Consider the following 14869-nt stretch of genomic DNA (forward strand, 5'->3'; position numbering starts at 1 on the left):
TAAAAAGCAACGATGGAAACCACTTCCGAAAAACAGGGGCGCATCCTGCTGGTCGATGACGAGCCGGCGATCCTGCGCACTTTCCGTTATTGCCTCGAAGACGAAGGCTACAGCGTGGCCACCGCCAGCAGCGCGCCGCAGGCGGAGGCCCTGTTGCAGCGCCAGGTATTCGACCTGTGCTTCCTCGACCTGCGCCTGGGCGAAGACAACGGGCTCGACGTTCTCGCCCAGATGCGCGTCCAGGCGCCATGGATGCGCGTGGTGATCGTCACCGCGCATTCGGCGGTGGATACCGCGGTCGATGCCATGCAGGCCGGCGCGGTGGATTACCTGGTCAAGCCCTGCAGCCCGGACCAACTGCGCCTGGCCGCCGCCAAGCAACTGGAGGTGCGCCAACTGACCGCGCGCCTGGAGGCCCTGGAGGACGAAGTGCGCCGCCAGGGCGACGGCCTGGAATCGCACAGCCCGGCCATGGCCGCGGTACTGGAGACCGCGCGCCAGGTAGCGGCGACCGACGCCAACATCCTCATCCTCGGCGAATCCGGCTCCGGCAAGGGCGAACTGGCACGCGCCATCCACACCTGGAGCAAACGCGCGAAGAAGCCCCAGGTCACCATCAACTGCCCGTCGCTGACCGCCGAACTGATGGAAAGCGAACTGTTCGGGCACAGTCGCGGCGCCTTCACCGGTGCCACCGAAAGCACCCTGGGCAGGGTCAGCCAGGCTGACGGCGGCACCCTGTTCCTCGACGAGATCGGCGACTTCCCGCTGACCTTGCAACCCAAGCTGCTGCGCTTCATCCAGGACAAGGAATACGAACGCGTCGGCGATCCGGTGACCCGCCGCGCCGACGTACGCATCCTTGCCGCGACCAACCGCGACCTGGGCGCGATGGTCGCCCAGGGCCAGTTCCGCGAGGACCTGCTCTACCGCCTCAACGTGATCGTGCTCAACCTGCCTCCCCTGCGCGAACGCGCCGAGGATATCCTCGGCCTGGCCGAACGTTTCCTCGCCCGCTTCGTCAAGGACTACGGCCGCCCCGCCCGCGGCTTCAGCGAAGCCGCCCGCGAGGCCATGCGGCAATACCCCTGGCCGGGCAACGTACGCGAGCTACGCAACGTGATCGAACGCGCCAGCATCATCTGCAACCAGGAACTGGTGGATGTCGACCACCTCGGTTTCAGCGCTGCGCAATCTGCCAGCAGCGCGCCGCGGATCGGCGAATCGCTGAGCCTGGAAGACCTGGAGAAAGCCCATATCACGGCGGTGATGGCCTCCAGCGCGACCCTCGACCAGGCCGCCAAGACCCTCGGTATCGATGCCTCGACCCTGTACCGGAAGCGCAAGCAGTACGGCCTATGAGCATGCCGCTGCCGATGAAGCTCCGGACCCGGTTGTTCCTCAGCATTTCCGCGCTGATCACCGTCTCGCTGTTCGGCCTGCTGCTCGGGCTGTTCAGCGTGATGCAGCTCGGCCGCGCCCAGGAACAACGGATGTCGCACCACTACGCGACCATCGAGGTGAGCCAGCAACTGCGCCAGTTGCTCGGCGACCAGTTGGTCATACTGCTCCGCGAAACCCCCGACGGGCAGGCCCTGGAGCGCTCGCAAAACGACTTCCGACGAGTCCTGGAACAGGGCCGGGCGAATACCGTCGACAGCGCCGAGCAGGCCGCCCTGGATGGCGTCCGCGACGCCTACCTGCAACTGCAGGCGCACACCCCGGCCCTGCTCGAAGCGCCCATGGCCGACAACGACGGCTTCAGCGAAGCCTTCAATGGCTTGCGCCTGCGCCTGCAGGACCTGCAGCAACTGGCGCTGGCCGGCATCAGCGAAGCCGAGACCAGCGCCCGCCATCGTGCCTACCTGGTCGCCGGCCTGCTTGGCCTGGTGGGCGTCGCCATCCTGCTGATCGGTTTCGTCACCGCCCACAGCATCGCCCGGCGCTTCGGCGCGCCGATCGAAACCCTGGCGCGGGCGGCGGACAGGATCGGCGAAGGCGATTTCGACGTGACCCTGCCGATGACCAACGTCGCCGAGGTCGGCCAGTTGACCCGGCGTTTCGGCCTGATGGCCGAGGCCCTGCGGCAGTATCGCAAGACCAGCGTCGAAGAGGTGCTTTCCGGCGAGCGGCGCCTGCAGGCGGTACTCGACAGCATCGACGACGGCCTGGTGATCTTCGACAACCAGGGACGCATCGAACACGCCAACCCGGTCGCGATCCGCCAGCTGTTCGTCTCCAACGACCCCCATGGCAAGCGGATCGACGAAATACTCAGCGATGTCGATGTCCAGGAGGCGGTGGAAAAGGCCCTGCTCGGCGAAGTCCAGGACGAGGCGATGCCCGACCTGGTGGTGGACGTCGCCGGCGAGTCGCGCCTGCTGGCCTGGTCGCTGTATCCGGTCACCCATCCCGGCGGGCATAGCGTCGGCGCGGTGCTGGTGGTCCGCGACGTGACCGAGCAGCGCGCCTTCGAACGGGTCCGCAGCGAATTCGTCCTGCGCGCCTCCCACGAACTGCGTACGCCGGTGACCGGCATGCAGATGGCCTTCAGCCTGCTCCGCGAACGCCTGGACTTCCCCGCGGAGTCACGGGAAGCGGACCTGATCCAGACGGTGGACGAAGAGATGTCGCGGCTGGTCCTGCTGATCAACGACCTGTTGAACTTCTCGCGCTACCAGACCGGCATGCAGAAGCTCGAACTGGCTTCCTGCGACCTCGTCGACCTGCTCACCCAGGCGCAGCAGCGTTTCATTCCCAAGGGCGAGGCCCGCCGGGTCTCGCTGCAACTGGAGCTGGGCGATGAGCTGCCGCGCCTGCAGCTCGATCGCCTGCAGATCGAGCGGGTGATCGACAACCTGCTGGAAAACGCCCTGCGCCATAGCAGCGAAGGCGGGCAGATCCACCTGCAGGCCCGGCGCCAGGGCGACCGGGTGCTGATCGCGGTGGAAGACAATGGCGAAGGCATTCCCTTCAGCCAGCAAGGACGGATCTTCGAGCCTTTCGTCCAGGTCGGACGCAAGAAGGGCGGCGCCGGCCTCGGCCTGGCGCTGTGCAAGGAAATCATCCAGCTGCATGGCGGGCGCATCGCGGTGCGCTCGCAACCGGGCCAGGGCGCGCGCTTCTACATGCTGCTGCCGGTGTGACCGGGGCCGCTCCCGGCAGGCTTTTCCACAGGCCTCAGGAAGTCGGCACCGCCAGCAGCAGGGCGGCGGTTTCCAGGTCCGGCTCGCCATCGAAGCGGGCCGGACGGTATTTCATCTGGAAAGCGCCGATGACGTCGCGGGTGTCCTTCTCCAGCTCGCCGGTCTGCGGCACCAGGTAACCGTGCCGCGCCAACTGCTGCTGGAACCAGCGCACATCCGGCAGCTGGCCGTTCAGTTCGGCGAGCCGGCGCGCCAATTCGCCGGGCTTCGGCCAGGGCACCAGGCCGGCGTCGGCGAGGCGCTTCCAGGGGAACAGCGGACCCGGATCGACCTTGCGGCCCGGCGCGATATCGCTGTGTCCGATGATCCGGTCCGGGGTGATGCCGTGGCGCTTGGCGATGTCCTTCAACAGGGGGATCAGCGCCTGGATCTGCGCTTCGCTGAACGGATACCAGACCCGCCCCTGGGGTGTATCGCGATAGCCCTGGTTGACGATCTCGATGCCGATCGAGGTGGCGTTCAGCCAGGTCCGGCCCTGCCATTCACTGACCCCGGCGTGCCAGGCGCGGCGGTTCTCATCCACCAGGCGGTAGACGGTGGCCGGCTCGTCGTCGCCGATCAGGTAGTGCGCGCTGACGCCGCCGTGGGTGAGGATGCCCAGCGAATGCGGCAGATCGGTGGAGGTGTAGTGGAGGACGATGAACTGGACGCGGCTGTCCTGGTTCGCCGAGGTGTAGTCGGTGTTCAGGCGCGGGCCGCTGGAGCAGCCGGCCAGCAGCGACAGGGTGAAAGCCAGTAGAACGAACGAACGCATGATGACTCCGAAAAAAATGGGCAGCGCGGTCAGGCGGCGATGTGCAACACGCTGCGCAGGTTGTCCAACAGCATATCGACGCTGAGCATGATCAGCAGCATGCCGGCCAGCCGCTCGATGGCGGTCAGCCCGCGCGGGCCGAGGAAACGCTGGAGGAACGCCGCCTGCAGCAGGATCAGCGCAGTAGCGGCCCAGGCCAGCACCACCGCCAGGTAAAGCTCCCACAGCGGACCGTCGAAGGTGGTGCGCAGGGTGATCAGCATCGCCAGCGCCGAGGGCCCGGCCACCGCCGGGGTGGCCAGGGGCACCAGCAGCGGCTCGCCGTCGGGCACTTCGCCGAGCAGCCCTTGGGGCGACGGGAAGATCAGGCGCATGGCGATCACGAACAGGATGATGCCACCCGCGATCCCGGTCGCCTCGCGGGACAGGCCGAGGCCGCTGAGGATGTGCTCGCCGAGGGTGAGGAAGAGCAGCAGCAGACCCAGGGCGAAGGCCAGCTCGCGAAACGCCACGCGCAGGCGGCGCCCAGGTGCGACGCCTTTCAGCGCGGCGAGGAACACGGCGATGTTGCCGAAGGGGTCGGTGACCAGAAAGATCAGGACGGCGACGCCGAACATATCCATGGGAGTTTCCAGAGCGGGACAGCCGGTCATTCTACCGGGCGGGACCATTCTAGCGAGCCGCGGCAACACCTGCAGGCGAGCCCGTCCCGAGTCGTCGGAATGTGCGCTGGTCGCCCTTCAGGCCACTTCCAGGCGGTCCCGGCCGGCGCGCTTGGCTCGATACAGCGCCTGGTCGGCACGCTCGAAAACCGCTTCGCCGGCCTCGTTGCCTTCGAACGCGGTGATGCCGGCGGAACAGGTGATGCTCAGGGGCTCGCCCTTGAAATGGAACGGACAGGCGGCGATCGCCGCGCGCAGCCGTTCGAGCAGTTGCCGGCCGGCTTCCAGGGACGTGGCCGGGAGCAGGACGACGAACTCCTCGCCGCCGAAACGGGCGATGAAATCGGCCTGGCGCAACCGTTTGCGCAATTCGCCGGCAATGATCTTCAGCACCTTGTCCCCGGCCAGGTGGCCGAAGTCGTCGTTGATCCGCTTGAAGTGGTCGATGTCCAGCACCGCCAGCAGCAGATCGCCGCCGTCCCGGTGCCGGCGCGCCACTTCCTGTTCCAGGCGCTCGCTGAGCGCCGCGCGGTTGGGCAGGCCGGTCAGCGGATCGGTCAGGGCTTTCTGTCGCTGGTCCTCCAGGTGGCTGTGGAACGCCTTGGCATCCTGCTCCATGCTGTTGACCCGCTCCATCAGCGCCTGCAGGCGGCCGGACACCTCCTGTTCGTGCTCGGCCTGTTCGCGCTGGTGTTCGTCCATGGAGGCAAGCAGGCCGTTCAGCCGGCTGTCCACCGCCAGCTTGAGGCTGTTCAGGTCGGTCGCCTGCTGCACGCTGGCCTGCAGGCCACTGACCTGCTCACGCAGCGATTGGTCGAAGCCGCGCGCGTTGTCCAGCACGTCGGTATAGCCGGCGTGGGCGTCGCCCAGGTGGCCGAGGAAGCTTTCCAGGCGCTCGTTGAGTTGCCGCAGGTATTCCTCGAAGTCGCGCTGGCCACTGTCCGCCAGGGACAGCACCAGCACCGCCAGGTCGTCGAGTACCGGCACCAGCTCATACCAGTTCAGGCTGCCATCGATCCGCTCCCGCAGCGCCTCGGCCTGGGGCTGGTGGCTGCTCGGCAGGGACAGGCCGTCGAGCAGCCGCAGCAGGCTGGCCTCGATGTGCGGCGCCACCGCGCTGTAGCCGGGCTCCGGTATCGGCGGCGGCAGTTCGTAGGCCTCGTCTACCGCCTGCCCGTCGAGGTTATCCACAGGAGTGGCCGGAGCTTCGGGCGCGCTTTCAACGTCCGCCGGCATTGCGGGCGACGGCTCCGCACCCGCTTCTTCCAGCGTCTCGCTAAAGCTCAGGCCGGCCGGTAGCGGCAGGCTGTCGAGCCAGATTTCCCGGGGCTCATCCAGCAGGACCTGGTTCGGCTCGCCACGCTCGGCGACCCCGACCCAACCCGCTGGCGCGCTTTCGATGGCGGCGACCGTGCGGGCGGGCAACGGCTGCGGCGGACCGCCTGGCGCCTCGTCGTGCTCGGCGACCGGCAGGGACGGCGCGGCCGCCGCCGGTTGGATCGGTGTATTGCTTGCCGCCACAACGGACGGCACCGATGCGCTCGGCTCCGCGGTGGTTTCCGACTCCTTGCCGCCGAACAGGCGTTGCAACAGGCTCGGGCGACCGTCTTCGGCATCGCCGCCCTTGCGCTCGGCCAGCGCCTGGCGTTGCAGCCTGCTCAGCTCGCTGAGCAGGATCGGAATCTCGCGCGACTGCCGGGCGCGCTCCTCGATATCGCGGGCGAACTGCTTCAGCGGCTTGCGCAGTTCCCGCGGCAGGTCCAGGGCCAGCAACTGCTGGGCCAGTTCGCCGAGAGCATCGATGTTCTGCTGGGTGCGTTGCTGGCGGCGTTGTTCGGAGTCGAGCACGGCCTTTTCCAGGCGCGGAATCAGGCCCGACAGGCCGGCGTCCATGTCGTCGCGACGGAGGATCTCGCGTAGCTCCTTCATGCACTGGTCGACCGCCTTGTCGCTGCCTTCGGCCGCCAGACTGCTACGCACCAGGCCGCGACGCAGCAGGTCGATGCGGGCATCCCAGCGCCGTTGCAGGCGCTCCTGCTGCTCGATGTTCTCCAGGTACTTGTCTTTCCAGCGCTGGACGTCGTCGCGACTCATGGCGGACTCCCGGCATCCCCGCGCACGACCAAGGCCTTGTCGCGCAGGTTGTCCGGCAGGCGAATCTCCACCGATACCGGCAGATGGTCGGAGATCGGCTGGTCGAGCACGTCGACCCGCTCGAGAGCGAGATCGGAACTGAGCAGGATGTGGTCGAGATTGCGCTGCGGCCGCCAGCTGGGAAACGTCGCCTCGACCTGCGGCGCCATCAGGCCGAGGTCGCGCAGGGGCGAGTTTTCCAGAAGATCGACGGCATGGGTGTTCATGTCGCCCATCAGCACCTGGTGGCGGTAGTCGCCGATCAGCTCGCGGATATAGGCGAGCTGGCGGGTGCGGGTGCGAGCGCCGAGAGCGAGATGCATCATCACTACCACCAGCGCGTCGGCGCCTTCGCCAAAACGCACGAAGATCGCGCCGCGCCCCGGCGGACCGGGCAACGGATGATCTTCCAGCAGGGTCGGCCGCCAGCGGCTGAGCAGGCCGTTGCTGTGCTGGGCGATACGCCCGAGGTTGCGGTTGAGCTGCTGGTACCAGTAGGGGAACGCCCCCAACTGGGCCAGGTGCTCGACCTGGTTGACGTAGCCGGAACGCAGGCTGCCGCCGTCGGCTTCCTGGAGGGCGACGAGATCGTAGTCGGCGAGCAGTTCGCCGATCCGCTTCAGGTTGGTCGCCCGCCCCGCGTGGGGCAGCAGGTGCTGCCAACCGCGGGTCAGGTAGTGGCGGTAGCGCTCGGTGCTGATACCGACCTGGATGTTGAAGCTGAGAAGGCGCAGGCGGCCGTCGTCGGGCAGCTCCCGCGAATCGTCACAGGAGGGGTTCACTCGCGGGTCGCAGCTGCCTGCGACCCGAGGTTCACGCTGCCAGCGGCGCAACATGCCGAATCACCTTGCCTACTTCTTGGCCGCTGCGCGCTCTTTCTCGATCAGGTAGTCGGCCAGCTTGAGGGTTTCCTCCGGACCACCGGCGGAGCCGATGTCGAAGCGATATTTGCCATTGACCACCATGGTCGGTACGCCGGTGACCTGGTAGGCCATCGCCAGCTTCTTGGCCTTTTCCATCTGGCCCTTGATGGCAAAGGAATTATAGGTGCTCAGGAATTTTTCCTTGTCCACGCCCTTGCCGGCGAGGAAATCGGCCATTTCTTCCGGAGTGGCGAGCTTCTTGTGCTCCTTGTGGATCGCCTCGAACACGGCGTTGTGTACGTCATGCTCGACACCCATGCTTTCCAGGGTCAGGAACATCTGCCCATGGACGTTCCAGATACCGCCGAACAGGGCAGGCAGGCGCACGAAATGGACATCTGCCGGCAGCTTCTCGCTCCACGGCACGATGGTCGGCTCGAACGCGTAGCAATGCGGGCAGCCATACCAGAACAGTTCCACCACTTCGATCTTGCCCGGCTGGGACACCGGCACCGGGCTGCTCAGCTCGACGTATTCCTTGCCGGCGGTATAGTCGTCGGCCTGGGCGGCCATGCCGAACAGGCTGGCCATGGCCAGCATGGCGGTGAGAATCAGGTTACGCATCGTTCACTCCTAGGCGAGGTCAGTGCCGCTCTCCGGCCGGGTTCGGCCCGGTCAGTTCGACCGGGGGGAGCGGTCACGGGTTCCAGCATTGTAGCGATGGCGGACGCAAAAAAGGGCAGCCGAGGCCACCCTTTTTCATACATCTTTTTTGCCGTGCTACGCAGCGATCAGTGCAGACCCTGGATGTAGCTGGAAATCGCGGCGATGTCCTTGTTCGACAGCTTGGCGGCGATGGACTGCATGATCTTGGTGTCGCCGTCGTTGGTGCGGGTGCCTTCGCGGAAGTCGGTCAGCTGCTTGGCCACGTAGGTCGCGTGCTGGCCGCCCAGGTGCGGGAAACCGGCGGTTGCGATGCCGACGCCGCTCGGGGAATGGCAACCGGTGCAGGCCGGCATGCCTTCGGCGATCTTGCCGCCGCGGAACAGCGCTTCGCCCTGGGCCACCAGGTTCGGATCGGCCATGCCGACGCTCATCTTCTGGCTGGCGAAGTAGGCGGCGATGTCGGCCAGGTCCTGGTCGCTGAGGTTGGTCAGCAGGCCGGTCATTTCCAGCACGGTACGCTTGCCGTCCTTGATGTCATGCATCTGCTTGAGCAGGTAACGCTCGCCCTGGCCGGCCAGTTTCGGGAAGTTCGGCGCCGGGCTGTTGCCATCCGCACCGTGACAGGCGCCGCATACCGCGGCTTTCGCCTGGCCCGCGGCGGCATCGCCAGCGGCATGGGCAAGGCCGGTCAGACCCAGGGTCAACAGCAGACTCACGAGAAGTTTGTTCATCAGCTAATCCAATTACGGCTAAGGGTGAAAGATAGTGGGCTTCGGCTACTTCTTCACCATCCACTGGATGGTTGCCTGGTAGTCTTCGGCACTGCAGTCGGTGCACAGGCCGCGGGGCGGCATGGCGTTGAATCCGTTGGTCACATGCTGGACCAGGGTCGGCATGCCCTTGGCCAGCCGCGGCTCCCAGGCGGCATGGTCGCCCTTTTTCGGCGCCATCGGCAGCTGGCCGTCGTGACACGCGCCACAGGTCCGGTTGAACACTGCTTCCGGGTCCTGCGCCGCCTGCGCCGTAACGGCCACCGCAACGACTGTCGCTGCGAGCAGCAGTTTCTTCATGATCGTCCTCATCAGGGGGAACGCCCGCGTTCTACCGCGCGGAAAATGCTCTGTCCGTTCCCGCGCGCGCTCGACCCTGGGGGATAAAGCGCACACAAAATCCGCGGCATTATATACTTCCGATACCGAAACGGAAACGAAACAGCCCCCCGCGACACCGAGTCGCACCCCTGTGGATAACCCATGTCAGAGAAGAACCCCATCGTCGGCCTGTGCCAGAAGGCCAGCTTTCTCATCAGTGCCGCCCAGGTCGACCAGTGCCCCCCCGACGAGGGCCTGGAAGTCGCTTTCGCCGGGCGCTCCAATGCCGGCAAGTCGAGCGCGCTGAACACCCTCACCCACGCCAACCTGGCGCGCACCTCGAAAACCCCGGGACGTACCCAACTGCTCAATTTCTTCGCCCTGGACGACTCGCGGCGCCTGGTGGACCTGCCCGGCTACGGCTACGCGAAGGTGCCGATCCCCCTGAAGCAGCACTGGCAGCGCCACCTGGAAGCCTACCTGAGCAGCCGCGCAAGCCTGGCCGGGGTGTTCCTGATGATGGACATCCGCCACCCGCTCACCGACTTCGACCGACTGATGCTGGATTGGGCCCAGGCCAGCCAGCTACCGATCCATGTACTGATGACCAAGGCCGACAAGCTGGCCTTCGGCGCGGCCAAGAACGCCCTGTTCAAGGTACGCCGGGAAGTCCAGCAAGGCTGGGGCGACGTCGCCACCCTGCAACTGTTCTCCGCGCCCAAGCGCCAGGGCGTCGACGAGGCGCAAATGGTCCTGGCGCAATGGCTGGGCCTGCTGGACGAGGAACAAGAGGCGTTCGAGGAAGCCTGAATTCCAGGCAAAAAAAACCCCGAGCTTCGTATGGGGAGGGGGAAGTTCGGGGTTCAAGTCCGGACCGCTAGGGCGGGGTCCAGGAATCTGCCAACACTAAACACTGCAAAGGAGCATCGAAGGGCTCAAGAAGCCATTCGTGTGTTCTGACTGTCGGCAAAACGGGAAAGTTCAGCGCGCCGCGAAAAACTTTTCCACGGCACCCTCCCCGGGCCCTCCGGACCTGCTCGCAAGGCCCGCCATACGGGCCTCGCAACCGTTCATCAGTGGGCTTCGTCCCAGTTCGAACCGACACCCGCCTCGACCACCAGCGGTACGTCCAGGGTCGCCGCTCCGCTCATCAGCGGGCGGATTCCCTCGCACACCTGCTCGACCAGCTCCTCGCGCACTTCCAGCACCAGTTCGTCGTGCACCTGGAGGATCACCCGGGCATCGAGGCCGCTTTCCTGCAGCCAGTTATCCACAGCGACCATGGCGCGCTTCATGATGTCCGCCGCGGTGCCCTGCATCGGCGCGTTGATCGCGGTGCGCTCGGCGGCCTTGCGCATGGCGCCGTTCTTCGAATGGATCTCCGGCAGGTACAGGCGACGGCCGAACAGGGTTTCGACGAAGCCCTGCTCCGCGGCCTGGGCGCGGGTCCGTTCCATGTACGCCAGGACGCCGGGGTAGCGGGCGAAGTAACGGTCGATGTAGGCCTGGGCCTCCTTGCGCTCGACGCCGATCTGCTTGGCCAGGCCGAAGGCGCTCATGCCGTAGATCAATCCGAAGTTGATCGCCTTGGCGCTGCGTCGCTGGTCGCCGCTGACGTCTTCCAGCGGCACGCCGAAGACTTCCGCCGCGGTGGCGCGGTGTACGTCCAGGTCGTGGCGGAAGGCATCCAGCAGGCCATCGTCCTTGGCCAGGTGGGCCATGATCCGCAGCTCGATCTGCGAGTAGTCCGCGGCCAATAGCTTGTAGCCCTGCGGCGCGACGAACGCCTGGCGGATGCGCCGGCCCTCCGCGGTACGGATCGGGATGTTCTGCAGGTTCGGGTCGCTCGACGACAGCCGCCCGGTAGCCGCCACCGCCTGGTGGTATGAGGTATGGATGCGTCCGGTACGCGGGTTGATCTGCTCGGGCAGGCGGTCGGTGTAGGTGCTCTTGAGCTTGCTCATGGAGCGGTACTGCATGATCACCTTGGGCAGCTCGAAGTCCTGCTCGGCCAGTTCGGCGAGCACTGCCTCGGCGGTGGACGGCTGGCCGGTCGCGGTCTTGCTCAGAACCGGCAGGCCGAGCTTGTCGTAGAGGATCGCGCCGAGCTGCTTGGGCGAGCCGAGGTTGAATTCCTGCCCTGCCAGGTCGTATGCCTGGCGCTCCAGGGCGACCATCTTCTCGCCCAGTTCGCGGCTCTGGATGCCCAGCAGGTTGGCGTCGACCAACGCGCCGTTGCGCTCGATCCGCGCCAGCACCGGTACCAGCGGCATCTCGATGTCGGTCAGGACCCTGGCCAGGGACGGGATCGCCTCCAGCTTCTGCCACAGGGCCTGGTGCAGGCGCAGGGTCACGTCGGCGTCCTCCGCCGCATAGGGCCCGGCCTGTTCGATGGCGATCTGGTCGAAGGTCAGTTGCTTGGCGCCCTTGCCGGCGATGTCCTCGAAACGGATGGTGCTGTGGCCGAGGTACTTCAGGGCCAGGCTGTCCATGTCGTGGCGAGTGGCGGTGGAGTCCAGCACATAGGACTCGAGCATGGTGTCGTAGGCTACGCCCCGCAGCGCGATGGGGGTGCTGGCATTGGCCAGGACATTGATGTCGTACTTGGCATGCTGGCCGACCTTGAGCTTCTTCGGATCCTCCAGCAGCGGTTTCAACGCACGCAGCACCGCGTCACGATCCAGTTGCTCCGGAACGCCCATGTAGCTGTGGGCCAGCGGCACGTAGGCGGCCTCGCCCTCCTTCACGGCGAAGGACACCCCCACCACCTGCGCCTGCTGGGCGTCGATGCTGGTGGTCTCGGTATCGAAGGCGATCAGCTCGGCCTCCTCCAGCTTCTTCAGCCAGGCGTCGAATCCGGCCTGGTCGAGCACCACGTCGTAGTCGACCTCGGCCTGGATAGGCGTTTCCGCCTCGCCGTTCTCGCCGGCCTCCTTGGCCTCGCGCAGGAGGTCGTCCAGCCAGTTCTTGAACTCCAGCTCGCGGTACAGGGCGATCAGCGCTTCGCGCTGCGGCTCGCCGGGATACAGCTTGTCGATCTCCACGTCCAGTTCGACGTCGGTCTTGATGGTCGCCAGTTGATAGGACAGGAACGCCTGCTCGCGATTTTCCTCGAGCTTCGCCGGCAAGCCCTTGGCGCCGCGGATCGGTAGCTCGGGCACCTTGTCCAGGCTGGCGTAGAGCACCTCCAGGCCGCCACCGACACCGGTCAGCAGGCCCAGCGCGGTTTTCTCGCCGACACCCGGAACGCCGGGGATGTTGTCGACCTTGTCGCCCATCAGGGCGAGGAAATCGATGATCAGCTCAGGACCGACGCCGAATTTCTCTTTCACGCCATCCACGTCGAGGCGGCTACCGGTCATGGTGTTGACCAGCGTAATGTGCCCGTCGACCAGTTGCGCCATGTCCTTGTCGCCGGTGGAAATCACCACCGGGCGGTCAGCCGCGGCGCTGCTGCGCGCCAGGGTGCCGATCACGTCGTCGGCCTCGACCCCCTCCACGCACAGCAGCGGCAGGCCAAGGGCGCGGACGCTGGCATGCAGCGGCTCGACCTGGACCCGCAGGTCGTCGGGCATCGACGGCCGGTTGGCCTTGTACTCGGCGAACAGCTCGTCGCGGAAGGTCGGGCCCTTGGCGTCGAAGACCACCGCGAACGGGCTGTCCGGGTACTGCTTGCGCAGGCTCAGGAGCATGTTCAGCACGCCCTTCACCGCACCGGTGGGCTTGCCGGTCGAGGTGGTCAGCGGCGGCAGGGCATGGAAGGCGCGATACAGGTACGAGGAACCGTCCACCAGGACGAGGGGCGCTTGGCTCATGAGGGGAATCAACCTTTTCCGGAGACCAGGGCGTGTAGAATGAACCCTGGACGATTCGATAAAGGAGCAAGGTTACCATGCGTACGCTGAACCGCTTGATGCTCGCCGGACTGCTGGCGTTCGCCCCGCTCGTCGCGATGGCGGCGGACGACGACGCGCCCTCCGGCGAGCCCGACGTAACCATCCGCCAGGAGGGCGACAAGACCATCCAGGAATACCGCGTGAATGGCTTCCTCTACGCCATCAAGGTGGTTCCCAAGCATGGCAAACCCTATTTCCTGGTCCGCGCCGACGGCAGCGATGGCAACTTCATTCGCTCCGACCAGCCGGACAAGCTGATTCCACAATGGGAGATCTTCAGCTGGTGATGTGCATTTCCAACCTGGCGAGGCCGCGCTGACATGTCGGTGTTCACCCCACTCGAACGCTCGACCCTGGAAGCCTTCCTCGCCCCCTACGACCTGGGCCGCCTGCGGGATTTCCGTGGCATCGCCGAAGGCTCCGAGAACAGCAACTTCTTCGTCAGCCTGGAACACGGCGAGTTCGTCCTGACCCTGGTCGAGCGCGGCCCGGTGCAGGACCTGCCGTTCTTCATCGAACTGCTCGACGTGCTCCACGAGGACGGCCTGCCGGTGCCCTACGCCCTGCGCACCCGCGACGGCGAGGCCCTGCGCCGTCTCGAAGGCAAGCCGGCGCTGCTGCAACCGCGCCTGGCCGGCCGCCACGAGCGGCAGCCGAACGCCCACCACTGCCAGGAAGTGGGCGATCTGCTCGGCCACCTTCACGCCGCCACCCGCGGGCGCATCCTCGAACGCCCCAGCGACCGAGGCCTGCCCTGGATGCTGGAACAAGGTGCCAACCTCACCCCGCGACTACCGGAACAGGCCCGCGCCCTGCTCGCCCCGGCCCTGGCGGAGATCGCCGCGCTGGATGCCGAGCGTCCAGCGCTGCCGCGCGCCAACCTGCATGCCGACCTGTTCCGCGACAACGTGCTGTTCGACGGCCCGCACCTGGCCGGCCTGATCGACTTCTACAACGCCTGCTCCGGCTGGATGCTCTACGACCTGGCGATCACCCTGAACGACTGGTGCTCCAATACCGACGGCAGCCTGGACCCGGCCCGCGCCCGCGCCCTGCTCGCCGCCTACGCCAACCGCCGGCCGTTCACCGCGCTGGAAGCCGAGCACTGGCCGAGCATGCTGCGGGTCGCCTGCGTGCGCTTCTGGCTGTCGCGACTGATCGCCGCCGAGGCGTTCGCCGGACAGGACGTGCTGATCCATGATCCGGCGGAGTTCGAGATGCGCCTGGCGCAACGGCAGAACGTGGAGATTCATTTGCCGTTTGCGTTGTAGGCAGGAACCACAGGAGCACGGCCGTCCTGCGGCCGTTCGCCCTTCAAAAACCATGCGGTTCGGCGTCTCGGAGTGAGGCCGAGCCGACATCCTGTCGAGGCTTCGTCGTTCAGCCCACCCCCGGCCCGGCCATCCTGGCCGGTCGTTCGCATTGAAAAACGCATGCGGTTCGGCGTCTTGGGTGAGGCCGAGCCGACATCCTGTCGAGGCCTCGTCGTTCAGCCAACCCCCGGCCCGGCCATCCTGGCCGGTCGTTCGCCCTTCAAAACGCATGCGGTTCGGCGTCTTGGGTAAGGCCGAGCCGACATCCTGTCGAGGCTTCGTCGT

Annotated in this window: 13 protein-coding genes; 5 read left to right on the plus strand and 8 right to left on the minus strand. The window is 66.4% G+C overall.

The genetic code is table 11. The annotated features are described in order from the left end of the window. The first annotated feature begins 12 nt into the window (after positions 1–12). Both algB and HMPREF2716_RS11275 read left to right on the plus strand, forming a co-directional pair. Positions 13–1362, plus strand: a complete 1350-nt coding sequence (gene algB, locus HMPREF2716_RS11270; protein ID WP_003161972.1) for a sigma-54-dependent response regulator transcription factor AlgB — start codon at positions 13–15, stop codon at positions 1360–1362. Further along, a complete protein-coding gene (locus HMPREF2716_RS11275) occupies positions 1359–3146 on the plus strand; it encodes a KinB sensor domain-containing domain (protein WP_003114120.1) in 1788 nt (595 codons plus the stop codon). The genes algB and HMPREF2716_RS11275 overlap by 4 nt, the downstream gene beginning before the upstream one ends. A 34-nt stretch (positions 3147–3180) precedes the next feature. Here the strand turns inward: HMPREF2716_RS11275 and ampDh2 are convergent, their stop codons facing one another. The 7 genes from ampDh2 to HMPREF2716_RS11310 all read right to left on the minus strand — a co-directional run bounded on the left by ampDh2 (position 3181) and on the right by HMPREF2716_RS11310 (position 9354). Beyond that, a complete protein-coding gene (gene ampDh2 / locus HMPREF2716_RS11280) occupies positions 3181–3960 on the minus strand; it encodes an N-acetylmuramoyl-L-alanine amidase AmpDh2 (RefSeq protein ID WP_003096970.1) in 780 nt (259 codons plus the stop codon). 29 nt (positions 3961–3989) lie between these two features. Continuing rightward, positions 3990–4583, minus strand: a complete 594-nt coding sequence (locus tag HMPREF2716_RS11285; RefSeq protein WP_003102836.1) for a MarC family protein — start codon at positions 4581–4583, stop codon at positions 3990–3992. A 117-nt stretch (positions 4584–4700) separates the two neighbouring features. Then, complete coding sequence (dgcP, locus tag HMPREF2716_RS11290; RefSeq protein WP_058149008.1) at positions 4701–6716, minus strand: diguanylate cyclase DgcP; 2016 nt, start codon at positions 6714–6716, stop codon at positions 4701–4703. Then, on the minus strand, positions 6713–7591 hold the full coding sequence (locus HMPREF2716_RS11295) for an endonuclease/exonuclease/phosphatase family protein (protein WP_003096975.1): 879 nt from the start codon (positions 7589–7591) through the stop codon (positions 6713–6715). The genes dgcP and HMPREF2716_RS11295 overlap by 4 nt, the downstream gene beginning before the upstream one ends. A gap of 15 nt (positions 7592–7606) precedes the next feature. Then, positions 7607–8242, minus strand: coding sequence for a thiol:disulfide interchange protein DsbA (dsbA, locus tag HMPREF2716_RS11300; protein WP_003096976.1), 636 nt, complete (start codon positions 8240–8242; stop codon positions 7607–7609). A 167-nt stretch (positions 8243–8409) separates the two neighbouring features. Then, entirely contained in the window at positions 8410–9015 is a 606-nt protein-coding gene (locus HMPREF2716_RS11305; RefSeq protein WP_003102831.1) for a c-type cytochrome, read from the minus strand. Between the two features lie 45 nt (positions 9016–9060). After that, positions 9061–9354, minus strand: coding sequence for a c-type cytochrome (locus HMPREF2716_RS11310; RefSeq protein ID WP_003096979.1), 294 nt, complete (start codon positions 9352–9354; stop codon positions 9061–9063). Between the two features lie 183 nt (positions 9355–9537). Between HMPREF2716_RS11310 and yihA the strand changes: the two genes are divergently transcribed. Then, on the plus strand, positions 9538–10185 hold the full coding sequence (gene yihA / locus HMPREF2716_RS11315) for a ribosome biogenesis GTP-binding protein YihA/YsxC (protein WP_031631986.1): 648 nt from the start codon (positions 9538–9540) through the stop codon (positions 10183–10185). A 263-nt stretch (positions 10186–10448) separates the two neighbouring features. Here the strand turns inward: yihA and polA are convergent, their stop codons facing one another. Further along, positions 10449–13190: a DNA polymerase I gene (gene polA, locus HMPREF2716_RS11320; RefSeq protein WP_003118455.1), complete on the minus strand. Its 2742-nt coding sequence runs from the start codon at positions 13188–13190 to the stop codon at positions 10449–10451. A 77-nt stretch (positions 13191–13267) separates the two neighbouring features. Between polA and HMPREF2716_RS11325 the strand changes: the two genes are divergently transcribed. Both HMPREF2716_RS11325 and HMPREF2716_RS11330 read left to right on the plus strand, forming a co-directional pair. Further along, positions 13268–13558, plus strand: a complete 291-nt coding sequence (locus tag HMPREF2716_RS11325) for a DUF2782 domain-containing protein (protein ID WP_003096984.1) — start codon at positions 13268–13270, stop codon at positions 13556–13558. Positions 13559–13591: 33 nt separating this feature from the next. Further along, complete coding sequence (locus HMPREF2716_RS11330; RefSeq protein WP_043089822.1) at positions 13592–14542, plus strand: homoserine kinase; 951 nt, start codon at positions 13592–13594, stop codon at positions 14540–14542. Positions 14543–14869 lie beyond the last annotated feature (327 nt).

Origin of the sequence: Pseudomonas sp. HMSC076A11 (genome assembly GCF_001810205.1) — a bacterium.
Classification (GTDB): domain Bacteria; phylum Pseudomonadota; class Gammaproteobacteria; order Pseudomonadales; family Pseudomonadaceae; genus Pseudomonas; species Pseudomonas aeruginosa.